This is a genomic window from Luethyella okanaganae (genome assembly GCF_042660285.1).
Classification (GTDB): Bacteria; Actinomycetota; Actinomycetes; order Actinomycetales; family Microbacteriaceae; genus Luethyella; species Luethyella okanaganae.
Genome location: NZ_JBHSTP010000001.1, coordinates 688,736 through 704,756 on the forward strand (window position 1 = coordinate 688,736; position 16,021 = coordinate 704,756).

The 16,021-nt window shown below is 63.9% G+C and carries 19 protein-coding genes; 14 read left to right on the plus strand and 5 right to left on the minus strand.

Annotated features, from left to right (window positions below):
- The first annotated feature begins 699 nt into the window (after positions 1–699).
- The 4 genes from ACFQB0_RS03100 to ACFQB0_RS03115 all read left to right on the plus strand — a co-directional run bounded on the left by ACFQB0_RS03100 (position 700) and on the right by ACFQB0_RS03115 (position 3,560).
- Positions 700–1,119: a hypothetical protein gene (locus ACFQB0_RS03100; protein ID WP_386727455.1), complete on the plus strand. Its 420-nt coding sequence runs from the start codon at positions 700–702 to the stop codon at positions 1,117–1,119.
- A gap of 316 nt (positions 1,120–1,435) precedes the next feature.
- Positions 1,436–2,068, plus strand: a complete 633-nt coding sequence (locus ACFQB0_RS03105; protein ID WP_386729620.1) for an RHS repeat-associated core domain-containing protein — start codon at positions 1,436–1,438, stop codon at positions 2,066–2,068.
- Positions 2,068–2,517 (plus strand): hypothetical protein, encoded by a 450-nt coding sequence (locus ACFQB0_RS03110; protein WP_386727457.1) that lies wholly within the window; start codon positions 2,068–2,070, stop codon positions 2,515–2,517. The genes ACFQB0_RS03105 and ACFQB0_RS03110 overlap by 1 nt, the downstream gene beginning before the upstream one ends.
- Positions 2,518–2,873: 356 nt before the next feature.
- A complete protein-coding gene (locus ACFQB0_RS03115) occupies positions 2,874–3,560 on the plus strand; it encodes a hypothetical protein (RefSeq protein WP_386727460.1) in 687 nt (228 codons plus the stop codon).
- Positions 3,561–4,263: 703 nt separating this feature from the next.
- Here the strand turns inward: ACFQB0_RS03115 and ACFQB0_RS03120 are convergent.
- Positions 4,264–4,530 (minus strand): hypothetical protein, encoded by a 267-nt coding sequence (locus ACFQB0_RS03120; protein ID WP_386727463.1) that lies wholly within the window; start codon positions 4,528–4,530, stop codon positions 4,264–4,266.
- A gap of 239 nt (positions 4,531–4,769) precedes the next feature.
- On the opposite strand from ACFQB0_RS03120, the gene ACFQB0_RS03125 reads away from it, so the two are divergent.
- Entirely contained in the window at positions 4,770–5,408 is a 639-nt protein-coding gene (locus ACFQB0_RS03125) for an RHS repeat-associated core domain-containing protein (protein ID WP_386727466.1), read from the plus strand.
- Positions 5,409–5,524: 116 nt separating this feature from the next.
- The gene (locus ACFQB0_RS03130; protein ID WP_386727469.1) at positions 5,525–5,953 is read left to right on the plus strand and encodes a hypothetical protein; all 429 of its coding nucleotides are present in this window, start codon (positions 5,525–5,527) and stop codon (positions 5,951–5,953) included.
- Between the two features lie 285 nt (positions 5,954–6,238).
- Here the strand turns inward: ACFQB0_RS03130 and ACFQB0_RS03135 are convergent, their stop codons facing one another.
- From ACFQB0_RS03135 to ACFQB0_RS03145, 3 genes are read right to left on the minus strand one after another with little or no spacing between them, the layout of a single operon-like run.
- On the minus strand, positions 6,239–6,757 hold the full coding sequence (locus ACFQB0_RS03135) for an RNA polymerase sigma factor (protein ID WP_386727472.1): 519 nt from the start codon (positions 6,755–6,757) through the stop codon (positions 6,239–6,241).
- Positions 6,757–7,323, minus strand: a complete 567-nt coding sequence (locus ACFQB0_RS03140) for a hypothetical protein (protein ID WP_386727475.1) — start codon at positions 7,321–7,323, stop codon at positions 6,757–6,759. Before ACFQB0_RS03140 ends, ACFQB0_RS03135 begins: the two co-directional genes overlap by 1 nt.
- Positions 7,313–8,557: a recombinase family protein gene (locus ACFQB0_RS03145; RefSeq protein WP_386729622.1), complete on the minus strand. Its 1,245-nt coding sequence runs from the start codon at positions 8,555–8,557 to the stop codon at positions 7,313–7,315. Before ACFQB0_RS03145 ends, ACFQB0_RS03140 begins: the two co-directional genes overlap by 11 nt.
- A 185-nt stretch (positions 8,558–8,742) precedes the next feature.
- Between ACFQB0_RS03145 and ACFQB0_RS03150 the strand changes: the two genes are divergently transcribed.
- The 7 genes from ACFQB0_RS03150 to ACFQB0_RS03180 are packed head-to-tail and all read left to right on the plus strand — an operon-like array spanning position 8,743 to position 13,311.
- Positions 8,743–9,975 (plus strand): CpaF family protein, encoded by a 1,233-nt coding sequence (locus tag ACFQB0_RS03150; protein ID WP_386727477.1) that lies wholly within the window; start codon positions 8,743–8,745, stop codon positions 9,973–9,975.
- The gene (locus ACFQB0_RS03155) at positions 9,972–10,850 is read left to right on the plus strand and encodes a type II secretion system F family protein (RefSeq protein WP_386727479.1); all 879 of its coding nucleotides are present in this window, start codon (positions 9,972–9,974) and stop codon (positions 10,848–10,850) included. Before ACFQB0_RS03150 ends, ACFQB0_RS03155 begins: the two co-directional genes overlap by 4 nt.
- Positions 10,847–11,785, plus strand: a complete 939-nt coding sequence (locus tag ACFQB0_RS03160) for a type II secretion system F family protein (protein WP_386727482.1) — start codon at positions 10,847–10,849, stop codon at positions 11,783–11,785. The genes ACFQB0_RS03155 and ACFQB0_RS03160 overlap by 4 nt, the downstream gene beginning before the upstream one ends.
- 56 nt (positions 11,786–11,841) lie before the next feature.
- The gene (locus ACFQB0_RS03165; RefSeq protein ID WP_386727485.1) at positions 11,842–12,030 is read left to right on the plus strand and encodes a hypothetical protein; all 189 of its coding nucleotides are present in this window, start codon (positions 11,842–11,844) and stop codon (positions 12,028–12,030) included.
- Between the two features lie 6 nt (positions 12,031–12,036).
- Positions 12,037–12,432, plus strand: coding sequence for a TadE/TadG family type IV pilus assembly protein (locus ACFQB0_RS03170; RefSeq protein ID WP_386727487.1), 396 nt, complete (start codon positions 12,037–12,039; stop codon positions 12,430–12,432).
- The gene (locus ACFQB0_RS03175; protein WP_386727489.1) at positions 12,407–12,859 is read left to right on the plus strand and encodes a hypothetical protein; all 453 of its coding nucleotides are present in this window, start codon (positions 12,407–12,409) and stop codon (positions 12,857–12,859) included. The genes ACFQB0_RS03170 and ACFQB0_RS03175 overlap by 26 nt, the downstream gene beginning before the upstream one ends.
- Positions 12,856–13,311: a pilus assembly protein TadG-related protein gene (locus ACFQB0_RS03180; RefSeq protein ID WP_386727492.1), complete on the plus strand. Its 456-nt coding sequence runs from the start codon at positions 12,856–12,858 to the stop codon at positions 13,309–13,311. Before ACFQB0_RS03175 ends, ACFQB0_RS03180 begins: the two co-directional genes overlap by 4 nt.
- A gap of 65 nt (positions 13,312–13,376) precedes the next feature.
- Here ACFQB0_RS03180 and ACFQB0_RS03185 read toward each other — a convergent pair whose 3' ends face one another.
- Entirely contained in the window at positions 13,377–14,678 is a 1,302-nt protein-coding gene (locus ACFQB0_RS03185; RefSeq protein WP_386727494.1) for an MFS transporter, read from the minus strand.
- Positions 14,679–14,767: 89 nt separating this feature from the next.
- Here ACFQB0_RS03185 and prfB point away from each other — a divergent pair, with 89 nt between their 5' ends.
- Positions 14,768–15,877: a peptide chain release factor 2 gene (gene prfB, locus ACFQB0_RS03190; protein WP_386727496.1), complete on the plus strand. Its 1,110-nt coding sequence runs from the start codon at positions 14,768–14,770 to the stop codon at positions 15,875–15,877.
- Positions 15,878–16,021 lie beyond the last annotated feature (144 nt).

The window sequence follows — 16,021 nt, forward strand, 5'->3', positions numbered from 1 at the left end:
ACTGCACGATGAGTCTTTACTGTTTGCGGTGGAAGCAGGTGCCCACGTCGGATATCAAGTATGAGTTCGGGGAAATCGTGGGGTATTGGTCGGAGAGTGTATCGAGCCCGTGGAAGAGCGCGGTTGAGTCTCCGAAGAGGTCGTCGCGGCTGGGGGGGGGTCTGAGCGGATGTTGGAAGGTGTCCTTCTGGAGCTTCAACGTCAATCTGAGGTTTTTCTGGGACCAGTTCGTCGCGATACAACAACTACGACTACCCCGCCGACCCCATCAACAAACTGGACCTGACCGGGATGGCGGAGGGCGACGAATGGTGGCGAGGGGTTGGTGTTGGTGTGGTCGCTGCCGCAGCCATTGGGGCCGCGGCAGGAGCCGCGTCGTACGCTGCAGCAAATTCTGGGACATCGCGATTTAGCTGGGGCGGGCTCGCTGCGTCTACGGCCTTCGTCCTACGTTTTTCAGCACCGCAACTGACAAGGATGACCTCGTCCAGGACAACCCAAATAGGTCTTTCCGTGTCGGTTGGTCGACTCTGGATCGATCTTTTACCGGGACCACCACCCACGCTGTATTCAGGGTTGGCGGTCCGGGTCGCGGGCCCTTCAACTTGTTCCGGGGACCTTCGCTGTATCGGTATTAGGAGGCGCACTACCATGACTGACGTCGTTGACGATCTCTTGCGTTCGATCCGAAGCCAAGTCGTGTCCGGCATCGACATCAGCGTGTCGCGAGTGGGTGTGGAAGGTCAGACCCGGGATGTGTGGATCGTGCCATTCGGACCAGCGGATGCGGTGCCGTTCGCAATGCTTGCCGGACCCGGCGGGCTTGTGTTGTCGATAGGCAAGCTGCTTCAAATCGAGGTCGGTCCTCACGGTACGGAGTCGCGAGAACTCGTACTTGACTTGTTCTGGGCCAACGCGATGGGCGGCTGTGCTGTCTATCGTGTCGGATGGCGTCGGTACTTCATCGCCGGCGATCATCTGAAGCTCTCAAGCGAACTTCGGCGACGGAAATTGCAGCGAGTGCGGTCAGTCGTGCAGGCGAGTCCCTGGGCGCTTACGTTCGAGAATCGGCTGTCGCGCCGGTTCTCCGATGGTCACTTGATCCATCGCGTGTCCTGACGTCGGCCGGAAACGGAAACACGGATGATCTGACTCGACTCGCGGATGAGCTTGCGGCCCGGTATCCCAGCCTGTTGATGGGTTGTACGCCAATGTTGACGAGCGCGAGTTTGCCTGTCGTCGCGAACGTCGCCGACATTGACCGTTGTCGCTCGGTGGTCGGCCTGCCTGGTGGGGTCACTTTGGCGAAGGCCGGATCGGCACCCTGGCTGCGGATGATGCCGGCTCGGACACGCTGCCCGGCGCCGCGGATTGGGGTTGGTTGGGCACCCACCGCAAGCTCACCGAGCATGCCGGTTCGATTCATACGATCGAGATGGGTGCCCGCCAGTACGTTCCAGCGTTGGGCCGGTTCCTGGAAGTCGACCCCGTCGAGGGCGGCGTCACCAACAACTACGACTACCCGAGCGATCCGATCAACCGATTCGACCTGACCGGGATGGCGGAGGGCGACGAATGGTGGCGAGGCTGGCTCGCAGGTGGCGCGATAGCCGCGGGAATTATCGGTGGTATAGCTTGCGCGGCGAGTGTCGTATGTGGGGTGGTCGGAGCCGCAGTAATCGGCGTCGCCGCTGGAGCAGCAGCATACGCAGCGCAGGAAGCATTCACACCACGTTGGACCATCGAAGGGCAGTTAGGGGCTGCCGCGGTTGGTGGGATTGGAGGTGGATTCGGCGGCGTTGTTTCTCGCGTGGCTGGCTCCGTTGCAATGCGATCGGCGACAATTGGCGTCAATAGCTCGCGATTCGGAAACTACTCTCTTGGCAAGATTGGCACTCCGCCGAAACCAGGTGGGCTATTCAACAACAACCAAAGGGTGATAAAGATCGGATGGAGTAGAGCGCCGAGCGGAGCGACAGTCTTTCGACTTTCATCTCGATACATACCCGTTGGGCGGCACGGAGGCAACGGTCATTTTCCACTGTTCCGAGGAGGGCGCTACTACTGATGATGGTCGAGATTCCTGTCGAAGGTCGTTTGCGGGCGTTGGCGGAGGCTGTGCTTCTGGCGTTCCCGGGACGTGTGGAAGCCGAGTCGGTGCCGCCGTCAGTGCTGGTCGGTGGTCAAGCAGTTCTCTTTCAACCCCATGACTCTGCGGCGTCCACGGCGCTAGTTGAAGAACACCAAGGTGAGTATGTCGTGGTGATCGGGGCAGGGACAATTGTTGACACGCGCGACGAGTATGTTCCGGCGGAAGATCGCTTCTACTGGACCATCACGACGGTGCTCGATCTGGGCAGGTTCGGTGCGGCCCAGTTGTCGCGGCCAGCGTTGTTCGGTCGGCGCCAGGCGATGCCATTCGTTCCGGGGACCTCCGATGAGTTGGAGGAGGCGCTTCGTGAACCTCGGACGGAACTCATCCGCACCTGGCAGCCTTGGGCGCGAAGCGCCTCGTGAGCGATCCGACGAAGCGGAAACGACGGAGGCGGAGGACGTCTTACCCGCAGGGCGCTTGCAAGAGCCTTCATGTTTACCACGGACGAGGATGGAGGGTCTGGTGAACCTAGGCCGCCCCGAACACCGCGCGATGATCGGCTATTGCCGTCGCGGCGAGGACGCAGGTACGTACATCCGAGGTCCGGGTCCGGTCTCGATCGGGGACGGTGCGGGCTCCGAACCCGAGGACGAGGTCTTCAGTTGGGTCTGGGATGTCGAGCCGGTGAACCTAGACGCCGAAGCGGCAGCTGGTCTTCTGTACGACACAGTTGGATTGCTCGAAGCGGAACGAGAATACTGGGAGAAGGGAGGCTGGTTTGTCCGACAATGGCGGCAGTACTAAGCGAGGCATCAAACGTCCCGAGGTGAAGGTGAAGCCGACCTGGGCTAGGTTCCTGAATGTGTCCGGCTTAGATGCGCCTGTGACAACCATCCTCGGCGCGATCTGTTTGAGTGTCGGTGGCGTCTTGTTCGCTCTGCTCTTGCCGCCGCTCCTTGATCCAGTGGTCTATTCGGGTCTGCCTGCTCTTTCTGTCGTGGTTTATCTCACGGTGTTGGTGGTGGTGGCTGCAGCGGTCGCCGGGGGGCTGCTCCTGGCGGCGTTCTTCGCGGTTCATGGCAGGCGGTGGCCGGTGGTTGCGGCGACTTTCACCACCGTGGTCTTCGCAGGTATAGACCTCTTGTACGGTACGACTTGGGAATCAGTGGCTTCGACCATTGCTGTTGGCGTGGGCGCAGTGTTGTTGTGGTTGCCTCCGTCTCGTGGTTTTGCGCGCGCAACTCGTGAGCGATCGGCGACTCGTTTGCCACGTCAGCCACCGCCGTTTGCCAAGTACGGCTACTTATTCGTTGGTCAGGGGGTTCGATCTCTTCAACCCGTGTGTCCGGATGATCGGATTTCGGAATACCGACAGGTCCCGCTTCTTCCCGGTAACGGCAATGACCAACAACCGATCCGCGAGCGCGACGAGCGAGCTGTCGGGGAGGCTCGGCGTTACTCTTGAGACAGTCTCCTACTGGGACTAAGCGAGTTGAAGCGAGTTGGTGGTATCTTCGCCCGTTGTCGGCGCAAATGTGCGTCCATCGGCGGCAGTCCGTCGCGGTCGTGCCAGCAGGGCGCTTGTCTGGCAAGAGGAACAGCCCGAGGGAGCAGAGTCATATGGATGAGCTGACTCGACTTGTCGAAAGGCTTGTTGTGGAGTTTCCCGGTCTGATAGACGTATCCTCTCTTGAGTTCGCGGAGTTTCGCGGCTATACGATCGCTCCTAGAACCGAGGGAGGGATGCCGTTAGACCTCTTTTTCGAGAACGATTGGGTCCGCGTCGTGTCGGGAACGTACCTGGATCGGGAGTTCTCTTCCGTGTCGGCCGAATCCGGGCAAGGCTTGTGTGACTTCGTACGAGGTGTCGGTGAATATGGGGCAATCGCATATCGGCGGGGCCTTTTCCAGCCTTTCCCGCTTGTGGTGATGCCACTTACGTCGGAAGTGAAGGTGTCGATTGAGCGGCTTCGGAGACCATGGGTGCTCAAAGTGTGGACAAGTTGGCGAGCAGAGTCGATCGATCCAGGCACGAATTGGGCCAGCAGATAGCTCAGCGGATGCTGAGTACTTGGCGAAGGATATGGGAGTAGTCGACATGACATGGAACGCCCAGGCGAGTCGGCTCCGGCATGATGTCGGCGGTGGGGGACTTCGATGACCTCTGATCAGCCAATGAGGATGTGGGGCAGGTTTGTTGGGTTTGAGCTGCTCGGATCGACGTGCGTGGGGATCGTGTTCTCTTTCGTCGCTGTGACGATCCCTGTCGCACGTGAGCGATCGGTGTCGGAGGCGGCGTTCTTCTTGCCATGGGCATTGCTTTTCGGGGGCATCGTGGGATTCATGGTCGGAGCCGTCGCGACGCTTATGTCATCCATCGGCTGGGTAACGACGCGGGCGGCACCCCTATGGCTGCGGCTGGTGTTGATCGGCACCGGTGGTGCGATCGGAGTCGCGCCGCTGATTCCACTCTCTGGCCTCACTCAACTCTCTGGTTCTGTGACGGCGTTTGGCATTGTTCTCTGTGCGTTGGTCGCGGGCTGTCTCACGGTTGGCAATGCGTACTTCGTCCTACGACGCACCGGTCACCGACGTGTCCGACCGGCCGACTCTCACAGATAGCGTTGTTGGTTGCGCCCGAATGGGTACTGGATCGAGATGTCATCTTGAGGCGATGCCGTTCGGCGCGTTCGGGACAGCAGGCGAGGTGTCGGTCTCAACTGCGAAGAACTCATTCCGCAAGCTCACCGAGCATGCCGGTTCGATTCATACGATTGAGATGGGTGCCCGCCAGTATGTGCCTGCCCTGGGCCGGTTCCTGGAGGTCGACCCTGTCGAGGGCGGCGTCACCAACAACTACGACTACCCGGGCGACCCGATCAACAAGACCGACCTAGCCGGGTTGTCGGGAGACGGGGGGGGGGGGGGGGTATGGGGCGACCTTCTTGCCGTGGCGGTATCTGTAGCCGCTGTTGTCGGTACAGCGATGGCCGTGGCGGGGTGCGCGGCGACGGTTGTATGCGCCATTGCGGCCACCGTTGCAATTGGCGTTGCCGCAGGGGTTGCAAACTACGCGCTCACTACGCGTTCCGCTGAGTATTCATGGAAGGGTGTGAGGACTGCCGCTGTCGGTGGCGCCGCCACCTCGCTGGTGGGAGGCAGCATACTGCGAGTCGCTGGTCCCACGCTGGCGGTATCGTCAAGACTTGGTGTAAACAGTGCGCGACTCGGGAACTGGACGTTGGGAACCCGAGGTATTCCCAAGGGTGGTGGGTCCTGGAACCGGAGTTCGTTCAACACGAAGTTCGGCTGAGGGAATGGGCGCGGGTTTGAGCAGTTGAGGATCTCGTCAAGGTATGTTCCGTTCAATCGAGCGAATGGATACGGTCATATTCCATTGCTTTTGGGGCGGAGTTTAAGGAACCTGCGATGATCAACGTGCCTGAGGAGCGACTTGGAAGATTTCTGTCGGCGATCACGGAGCGCGGCATTCAACGGTTTGAAGCCGCTCGCGTGATGACGACGCGCATTTCGGGGAATGTCTGCGTTCGGCTTCAGCCGCACCGGACAGGGTCGGCGACGCTGCTTGTGACGGACACCGGTGTCTCGTGGTACCTGGAGGTGCCCGAAGCGAAGTGGGAATTCGACTCTTCCGACGCGATGGGCTCTGACGAGCTAGCCCAGTTTGAATGGGCAGTCGACATCTGTGTCAGTATCGCGCGTTTCGGCATGATCCGTACGCGGCCCAAGTGGTTGCCTTTTGGCCGTGAGTCGTTCGTGCTGACAGAGGTTTCAGGCATGGAGTCTCACCGAAACGACGGCAAGCGCGAAGTCACGCACTACTGGCCGCCTTGGTGACGGAGGCGGGAGCGGATGGTTCGATTCCACGGTGAATGGAAGCCGCGGTCGGCAGGAGTGGGTGGTTGGCCGTGGGTACCTGGTGCACTCGCATCGACACCGTCACACAACGTAGGTGGGAGCGGAACACCGCTTTTGTATCCTCGTCCGATTCCTTTCGCGTGTCGCCGAGCGAACAGCTCGAAACCAATCGAATCAACGCAGTCCCGCCGGGCAGAAGGGCGGCGCGACGAACGGAATCGCCGATCTGTCCTGCTTTGCCGCAGCGGCACGTGCCGTCCGCCGCTATGCCATGGGGAGGGAGGTCACTGATAGTGCGGCCCTCAGTTGCTGCTTGGCGGATGACAGTCGCGAACGTGCCGTGGATGGGTTGATGCCGAGCAGGGAAGCCGCCTCGTGGGACTTGAACCCGTCCCAGTACACGAGCCGAACAAGTTCGGCGTCATCTGGTGCGAGTGACTCGATAGCCATACGTATCTCGACGGATGCCTCGTCAGTGGGCACAGACGCGTTGACATCGTTCATCTCGTCCATCAATCGTTGCACCGCATGCGAGCGGCGCGCGATTGACCTCCGGACGTTCCCAAGAACATTGCGCGCGACCGCGTAGAGCCACATGCGCGCCTGGATCGGCTCGGTCGGCATCTTCCGCCGGACTTTCCACGCGGTTAGCAGCAACTCGCCGAACGCCTCGGCGGCATCCGCGCCGTTGATGAGGCGGCGCTGGAAGTACCGCAAAAGGTCATGCTCGTTGGCGCGAATCGCGTCCTCAAACGGAGAATTCCGATCTTCCCGGCGAGACATCAGTTGCAGGCGCTGATCTGTGAGAACAAGCCGATCTGTCTGTCCCCGTCGCCGTTGTTGTAGCCATGCATGGCTAGCTCCCCGAACAGCACCTCCGCTACGGCCCTGTGTACTGCGAGCTGGTGAACCGTTCCCTTGCTCAGCTTCTCGATGCCTTCCTGCTCCCGCACCCAGGCTTCTGCAGCTCCCGTGTCGAGGCTGGCAATGTCGATGCCATTGACGATCATCTGCGCATCGCGAGCGGCCTCAGAATCCTCGGGAACTCCATGCAAAACGATTCGGGTGCCTTGGAAGCAGACTGAGCTATCCGCTTGATAAAAGGAGAAGACGTTGTCAGCGACCCAGCCCCAAGGTGTATCCAGCCCGCTGCTTGCGGCGGCTACCGAAGTACCGCCCAGCGCCAGCGCCAACGCGGCGATGGCGGCAACCCAAGCCCCAGCTTTGCCACGAGCACGGCTGCGCGCATCGAACAAGATGCGTGCGCGGTGCGATTCCAGGCTGATAGGCGTCGCGACCTGCGGCGCCGCCTCCCGGAGCATCGCTTCCAGTCGAACCTCATCCATCATTAGCTCCAATCCAGCGAACAGCTCTTACTCCACATATGTAGGCAACGACCGAAACTGTCCAAAATTCAGTATCGTTCCGATCACGGCGGCTTTCAGTGACGTCCGCGAACGAATCTCGTGTTTGTTCCGGCGACAGGGCCCCCCATGCTTCTGACCGGTGGCGATGCTCATCGAGTCCTGCCACAAAGCGAAGCCGTACAGCGACACCGTCACAGGCTGAGACTGCGGTCACGGCGTGGTTCAGGCCACTGTCGGGGCTGTCGTCCATCGGATGCGGTGTGCACGGCGGGGGGAGCGGAGCCGTACCTGTGGGACGTTTCCCTCGCTCTGGGTACCCGGTGGTGGGCATGCACCGGTAGTAGCGTCGCTTCGCGGGCGCGGTCTGCGCGCGATGTCTTCCGCTCACCAAGCCCGCGCCACAAACGCCACAGGTAGCGATCGCTGAGAGCAGGTTGATCGATGACCGTCCTACCCGTCGGTCAGGGGAGGCGAACGTGCCTCTGATCCGGGTCATTTCCTCGGGAGTGATAATTGGTTCCCAGTTCCCCGCGCCGAGGATTTCCCTTCCTGTAGGGGCATCCCCGGCTTTCCTTGTCAGTTCGTATGCGCGCTGTCCCGAGATTCGTGCTGATACCAGGATCGATTTCACTGTGGTGGCATGCCACACCTTCAGCTTGCTGGTGTCCGCTTTGGGTGAGGGGTATCTGAATTCATCGTTCAGCCAGGACGTGATGGACCTGAGCGACTGACCCGCGAGGAACCTGTCTGCCATCTCCCGAACGATGGCTGCCTCACCGGGGATGAGAACCCCGCCGAGACCGTAGCCAAACTTCGGCGCACCATGCCATTCACCGCGCTCAGCCTTCTGCCGATTCGCGCGTCGGATTCGGTCAGCTTTGCGGCCCGACTCATAGGACGCAATCGCAACCAACTGACGAGCCATCAGCCGCCCCTCATGCGCGTTGAGATCAAAACCGCCCCCTTTCACCGTGTCGATTCGGATGGGGTGGGACTCCACCAAGTCGATGAGATCCTCAAGCTCCCAAGTGGAGAAGACCACTCTGCTCAACGCTCTGCTGTCTGGTGCACGGCAGAACGAGCGTATCGTGACCGTCGAGGAGACCTTCGAGCTCGATTTGAGCGCTCGCGATGTCGTCGCCATGTGGTGCCGGCAGCCGAGTCTGGGGGGACCGGCGAGATCACCCTTACCCCGCCGACCCCCGGAATCCCCCATGCATGACGACACCTCGCTCACCGTCGGTCCGCGTCAAGGGCGTCCTCGAGGAGCGCATCCGCCTCGCTGACGGTCGAGGTCCCCGAGCTTCCGGGCGAGCTGATCGCGGCAGAGGCGACCTGGTTGGAGAAGGGGCTTGTGGATAACTTCGGCGGGCGGTGACTGTTTCGGGGCATCATGTCGCCATGAGCGAGGCCGTGCGGATGATGACCGAAGAGGTGAGGCTGCGGGTGCGCCGCGACGGCGTCGATCTGGCGGGCGATGGTGCGCTTGCAGAGCAGTATGTGCACGACGAGTTGCGGCGCTACAACGAGCGGGCTCTCGGTGGCGCCCTGCCACTGATCCGCGACGAAGGGCAGGCGGCACGGCAGGTCGTCGCGTCGCTCACGGGTTTCGGTGCGCTGCAGCCTTTTCTCGATGACCCGGGCGTCGAGGAGATCTGGATCAACGCGCCGACTCGTGTGTTCGTCGCGAGGGACGGCGTTCCCGAGCTGACGACGACGGTGCTCGGTGAGCAGGAGGTGCGTGAGCTGGTCGAACGGATGCTGCAGTCCTCCGGTCGCCGTGTCGACCTGAGCTCGCCCTTCGTCGACGCCTCTCTCCCCGACGGTTCGCGCCTTCACGTCGTGATCCCAGACATCACCTCTCGGCATTGGGCGGTGAACATCCGCAAGTTCACCCGCCGCATCCGCGATCTCGGTCAACTCGTGCAACTCGGCTCGCTGAGCCGGCAGGCGGCGGAGTTCCTGCGCATGTGTGTGCTGGCCGGGCAGAACATCCTCGTCTCCGGAGCCACGCAGAGCGGCAAGACCACTCTGCTCAACGCTCTGCTGTCTGGTGCACGGCAGAACGAGCGTATCGTGACCGTCGAGGAGACCTTCGAGCTCGATTTGAGCGCTCGCGATGTCGTCGCCATGCAGTGCCGGCAGCCGAGTCTGGAGGGGACGGGCGAGATCACCCTGCGCCGGCTCATCAAGGAGGCGCTGCGCATGCGGCCGGACCGGCTCATCGTGGGCGAGGTTCGAGAGGCGGAGAGCCTCGACCTGCTCATCGCCCTGAACAGCGGCCTGCCCGGCATGTGCTCCATCCACGCCAACAGCGCACGGGACGCCCTGGCCAAGCTCTGCACGCTTCCACTGCTGGCCGGGCGCAACATCGACTCGTCGTTCGTGCAGCCGACGGTCGCCGGGTGCATCGACATCGTCGTGCACTGCGAGCTCGACCGCACCGGCAGACGTCGGGTGACCGAGATCCTCGCCCCGAGCGGGCGTGTCGCGGGGGCGCTCGTCGAGGCGAGTCCGATCTTCGGATGGAAGGACGGCCAAATCGTGGCGACGGGCGGCTATCCGAGCAAGCTCGAGAAGTTCCACGCATTCGGTCTCGATCCTGCGATCGTGCTCGCCCGGGAGGTCGCATGACCATCGCTATCGGCAGTACTCTCCTCGGCAGTGTTCTCGGGGCGGGCGTTCTGCTCGCGTCCTCGCCGTGGCTCTGGCCGAAGAGTCGTTCCCAGAAACCCCAACGTCGCGGCGCGATCGACCGCTGGCGCACGAACCTGCGTCAGGCGGGTCTCGGTGTCGTTCCGCTGTCGGCGTTCGTCTTTATGTCGGTGATGCTCGGCGTGGCATTCGCGGCTCTCGCCCACGCGTTCCTCGGGGTCGTGGCGCTATCCGTCGCGCTCGGCATGACCGGAGTCGTCCTGCCCGCCATCCTCGTGCGCCGTCGCGCCGCGACCCAGCGCAGGGCGAACCGGGCGGTGTGGCCGGATGTCGTCGATCATCTCGTCGCGGCCGTTCGGTCGGGGCTCGCGTTGCCCGAGAGCGTGAGCAGCCTGGCACGTTTGAGCCCGCCGTTCACCCGGGCGGCCTTCGCGGCCTTCGAGCGCGACTATCGGTCGAGCGGCAACTTCGGCCAGTGCCTTGACCGGCTGAAGGCGACGCTCGCCGATCCGGTCGCCGATCGGATTCTCGAGACCCTGCGCATGGCGCGAGACGTCGGCGGCAGCGAGTTGACGACCGTCCTGCGGGCACTCGGGAGTTACCTGCGTCAGGATGCCGCCGCGCGCGCTGAAGTGCGCGCCCGCCAGTCCTGGATCGTCAACGCCGCCCGCCTGGGAGTGGTTGCGCCGTGGATCGTGCTCCTCCTGCTCTCGTCCCGGCCGGAGGCCGCGCTCGCCTACAACACTCCGCAGGGCGCGACCGTTGTGGGTGTCGGGCTGATCGTGTCGGTTTTCGCCTATCGCGTCATGCTTGCCGTCGGACGTCTGCCCGAGGAACAGCGGTGGTTCGAATGAGTGGGAATGTCGCACTGGCGCTGTTCTGCGGTGTCACCCTCGGCCTCGGGCTGTGGTCGCTCGTCGCGATGATCCCTCGGTTGAGCCGGCCTCGGCTCGTCGATCGTGTCGCGCCGTACGTCGTAGATATCTCGGATGCCGCGCGCGAGCGGATCGGGCGCACGACGGTCGAGCCCCTTCCTGTGCTCGGGGCCTTGTTCGCGCCGACGCTCGCGGGTTCCACGCGCCTCCTCGCGTCGATGCTCGGAGGGTCGGACACGCTTGCCCGGCGGTTGCGGCAAGCGGGCAGCTCGGCCTCGGTCGTCGGCCATCGAGGCGAGCAGTTGTCGTGGGCCCTCGCCGGTCTTGCCCTCGGGCTTCTGGCTGTGCTGTTCGTGCCGGCGTTCCCCGAGCTGCCGCTTGCCGCCCGATTCGCGCTACCTCTCGTGTTCGCCGTGAGCGCCGGTGCCATGCGGGATTGGACTCTGCATCGCGCGGCGAGGGCCAGGATCGCTCGCATGGCGAGCGAGTTGCCGACGATCCTGGAGTTTCTGACGCTGAGCCTGTCTGCCGGCGAGGGTCTCGTCGACGCGGTGAGACGCGTCGCCCGCACGGGCTCGGGTGAGCTGGCCGGTGAGCTTGCCGCAGCCGTCACCAGGGTCAACACAGGTATCCCGCTCGGCAGAGCGCTCGCCGAGATGAGCGATGGACTGGGGCTCCCAGCGCTCGACCGTTGCGTCGACCAGATGGTGGGAGCCCTCGACAGAGGCTCACCGCTTGTCGAGGTTCTGCGCGCCCAGGCACAGGACGCGAGAGAGGAGGCGAAGCGCACGCTGCTCGAAACCGCGGGCAAGAAGGAGGTCGCGATGCTGCTTCCCCTCGTCTTCTTGATTCTGCCCACGACGATCGTGTTCGCGATCTTTCCCGGCGTGTTCGTGCTTCAGGCCGGATTCTGACCAGGTGCTGTTGCCAGAGGAACGAGAAACCCATGACCGAGGAAAGGATGCGAACGATGTTTCGATTGGGGGCTGCGGTTCGACACCGGATCGCGCGGATGTGCACGGAGGAGCGCGGCGACGTGCCCGGCTGGGTTCTCATCACGCTCATGACAGCCGGGCTTGTGATCGTGATCTGGGGGCTAGCGGGGCCAGCGCTCAGCGGCGTCTTCCAGCAGGCCATCGACCGGGTGACCGGGCTCTGACCAGCCATGTCGTCGCGCGAGAGTCTGAGCGGGGAGACCGGCTCCGCGGTCGCCGAGTTCACCTTGGTGGCGACCCTGCTCACACTGCTCGCGCTTGCGGTGGTGCAGCTCGCGCTCGCGCTTCACATTCGCAACACGGTTCTGGACGCGGCTGCCGAGGGTGCGCGCTATGCGGCCCTCGCCGACAACGGCCTCTCCGACGGCGTCGGGCGCACGCGCGACCTCATCACCATTGCGCTCGGCGGCACCTACGCGACTGGGATCGCCGCGCGCTACGGGGATTTCGGCGGGCACCCCAGTGTCGAGATGCGCGTCGTGGCGCCGTTGCCGCTCTTCGGGCTTGTCGGCCCAAATCGGGGGCTGGAGGTGGTCGGCCATGCCGCAGTGGAGACGGTTGGATGACGAGACCGGCTCTGCGTCGCTCGAGTTCGTCACGGCCGGGTTGATTCTGCTGGTCCCGCTCGTCTATCTCGTGTTGGCGATGGCGTCCATCCAGGGTGGCGCGCTCGCCGTCGAAGGCGCAGCGCGGCAGGCTGCACGAGTCTACGTGCAGGCGTCCGACGACGGCGAGGCCGAGGCCAGAGCATCGCGTGCCGTGCAGATCGCGCTTGCCGACTACGCGATCGACGCGTCGGCCGCGCAGATAGCGGTGGAGTGCTCATCGTCGAACGGATGCCTCGTGCGCGACGGCTCGGTCACCATGACGGTGCGCATCGACATCGCCCTGCCGCTCGTGCCCGACGTGCTCTCTTTGCGTGACGCCGCCAGCGTGCCGTTGACGGCGAGCGCGACTCAGCACGTTTCGCGGTTCTGGGGCGCAGAGCCGTGAGCGGAACGGCGATCCCGTGGGCGCGCCTGCGAGACGATGAGGGATCGACGCTGCTGCTCACGATCTTCTACGGCTTCCTGGGGCTGGTTCTCGTTCTCGCGGTCGTGGCGGCGACTTCGCTCTATCTCGAACGCAAACAGTTGTTCACCATCGCGGATGGCGCGGCTCTCGCAGGCGCGGAGTCGTTCGAGCTCGACGAGGTGACCGTGCGAGACGGCGTGCTCTCGCCCGAACTGCGGCCGGAAGAGGTGCGGGCCGCCGCCGCCGAGTATGTCTCCGGCTTGCCCCAGGCCGGTCTCGAGTCGTTGTCGATCGATCGTGCCACCACCGACGACGGTGTCAGTGCCTCCGTCACCCTCAGCGCCTGGTGGAGGCCGCCTGTGCTGACCCTTGTCGTGCCGAGCGGCATCCGCCTCGACGTGACGGCGACCGCCCGCTCGGTGTTCCGCTGAACGGCTAGTCGAGTTCGGGCCTGCCGGATATCGGTCGCCCGCTCGGAACCCGGCCGACCTCTTTCCTATCCGCCCCCATCGGCGATGTCAGGCGGCAGGGCGCGGGGAAGCCGTGGTTTCCGTGGCACATAGCGTGGGATGTAGCGTGCGAGCAGGACCACGCCGAGGAGGCCGAGCACGCCCATCGCGCCGCTGGCGACCGAGAGCGACACGATGGCGGTGATTCCCGAGACCGCGAGCGGCGCCGCTGCGCCACCGAGATCCCCCGCGAAACGCCAGGCGCCGAGGAACGGTGCGGGGGAGGCGGCGGGCGCGAGGTCGGCTCCGAGGGTCATGAGGATGCCGCTGCCGACCCCGTTCGCCACCGAGAGGAACATCGCGATGCCGATGAACCACTGCACGCCGTTCGGCAGCTCGTGGGTGAACGAGAGCGCGAGCAGCCCGCTGCCGAGACCGATCATGGACGGCAGGGCGCTCCACAGTCGGCCGAAGCGATCCATGATCTGACCGCTCGCATAGAAGAGCGCGAAGTCGATCGCTCCCGCGATGCCGATGATGAGGGCGGTGTTCGACTCGGTGATGCCGATGCTCACAGCCCACAGCGGCATGACGACGGTGCGCGTCGCCCGCATCGCGCCGACAAGTCCCGCCCCGGTGCCGAGACGGAACAGAACGGCACGGTATCCCCAGATCGTGCGGAAAAGCCCGTGCGACTCCTCGGCGGCGAGTTCCTCACCCGTGGTGAGGGTGCGGCCGTCGGCACCGACCACGACGGTAGGCGGTCCGAAAGTGCTCGCCGGATCCGGGAGGAGCAGGAGGACCGCTGCCGCTCCGAGGCAGCACACGACGAAGACCCAGAACACGGCCTGGGTTCCGCCGGTCCACTGGATGAGGCCGGCCGCGATGAATGGGCCGAGGAACCATCCACCGCGGAAGATGCCGCCGAGGGTGGAGAGCGCCCTCGCCCGGTAGACGAGCGGAACATAGCTCGTCAGGAACGCATGGCGGGCCAGGGCGAACACCGCCGTCGCGATTCCGATGACGAAGATGCCGAAGCCGAGCACGAGGGGGTTGGGGGCGGCGACGCAGATCAACACCGCGACGATGGCGAGCAGCGAGGCCCAGATCATTGCATTGCGTTCACCGATGCTACTGACGACCCATCCGCTCGGGATGTCGCCGACGAGCTCTCCGAGCATCACCATGGCGGCGATGAACCCGGCCACGGCGAGGCTTGCTCCGAGGTTGTGCGCCACGATCGGAATGAGGGGGATGATCGCGCCCTCGCCGATCGAGAACAGAAGCGTCGGAAGGAACGCCGCGAGTGCGACCGAGCGCAAACGGAAGGGGCGCTCGTCGTTCGTCATGGCCCTTCGATGCTACGCCCGCCGAGGTATCGGGGGCGAAAGGGGGCGAACACGTCGGAAACATAGGGACGGGTAGGCTGGGGTGCGACATGATTGAGCTCGATATCTCAGAACAGATCGCCGCACTGCGCACCACCTTCGGCGACATCCGGGCGGTGCTCGACATCGACGCCATCCGGGCCGATATCGAGCGTCTGAGCGAGGCGGCAGGCGTGCAGAACCTGTGGGACGACCCCGAGAACGCGCAGAAGGTGACGAGCGCGCTCAGCCACCGGCAGTCTGAGCTCGCCCGTGTGACGAGCATCGAGGGCCGTCTCGACGACCTCGAAGTGCTCGTCGAACTGGCGAACGAGGCGGGCGATGAAGACAGCGCGCAAGAAGCGCGCGAGGAACTGCAGGGCTTGCAGAAGGTGATCGGCGACCTCGAAGTGCAGACCCTGCTCGATGGGGAGTTCGATCCGCGGCCGGCCGTGATAACGATTCGCGCCGGCGCAGGCGGCGTCGACGCCGCCGACTTCGCCGAGATGCTCATGCGCATGTACCTGCGTTGGGCCGAGAAGCACAAGTACTCGGTGACCGTGATGGACACGAGCTACGCTGAGGAGGCTGGCATCAAATCGGCGACGTTCGAGATCGACGCGCCGTACGCCTTCGGCACGCTGAGCGTCGAGGCCGGGACCCACCGTCTCGTGCGGATGTCGCCTTTCGGGGCGGCAGGCAAGCGCCAGACGAGCTTCGCCGCGGTCGAGGTCATCCCGCTCATCGAGGAGACCGAGTCGATCGACATCCCCGAGAACGACATCCGTGTCGACGTGTTCCGCTCGAGCGGCCCGGGCGGGCAGTCGGTCAACACCACAGACTCGGCCGTGCGCATCACCCACCTCCCGACGGGAACGGTCGTGTCGATGCAGAACGAGAAGAGCCAGATTCAGAACCGTGCGGCGGCCATGCGTGTGCTCCAGTCGCGCCTGCTGCTGCTGCAGCGTGAGCAGGAAGCGGCCCAGAAGAAGGAGCTCGCTGGCACCATCACTGCCAGCTGGGGCGACCAGATGCGCAGCTACGTGCTTGCGCCGTATCAGATGGTGAAAGATCTGCGCACAGAGTTCGAGGTGAACAACCCTTCCAACGTGTTCGACGGCGATCTCGACGGCTTCATCGCGGCCGGCATCCGCTGGCGCAAGCAACGGGTCGCCGGCTAGGTCTGAGTGGTCACGATGTTGCGACGGTCGGTATCCGGCTTCTTCTCCGCCATGGACGTTCTCGAGCGGGCATTCGCGGGTTGGAGGGTCGCCATAGGTGAGTCGTTGACCCGAATCCGGGTCGGGCTGCTTAAGCTCGGAGAG